The following is a 271-nucleotide window of genomic DNA, read 5'->3' as shown; positions in this document are numbered from 1 at the left end:
AAGTTATAGAAATGCTGAAGGGAGGTGTTGCGGAAGAAGTGACGGTTAAATTTTTAAAACAGATACCTTTTGAGTCAAAGTCTCAGTGCAGTGCAAATTTTAAGGAGGTTATAAAATGATGGATGATAGAAATTTTAGAAATGCGATGGGGAAATTTGCTACAGGAGTAACAGTGATCACGACACTTTTAGAAAATGAAGCACACGGTATGACGGCGAATGCATTTATGTCAGTTTCCCTTAACCCAAGGTTGGTTATCATATCCATAGGC

Annotated in this window: 1 protein-coding gene; it reads left to right on the top strand. The window is 38.0% G+C overall.

The features are described from left to right. Nucleotides 1-118: 118 nt before the first annotated feature. Nucleotides 119-271: flavin reductase family protein (locus SB773_RS31835; RefSeq protein WP_410594320.1), on the top strand; the 153-nt coding region annotated here is incomplete at its 3' end.

Origin of the sequence: Bacillus sp. SIMBA_074 (assembly GCF_046534555.1) — a bacterium.
Classification (GTDB): Bacteria; Bacillota; Bacilli; order Bacillales; family Bacillaceae_G; genus Bacillus_A; species Bacillus_A mycoides.
This window is presented reverse-complemented; position numbering and strand designations above follow the sequence as displayed.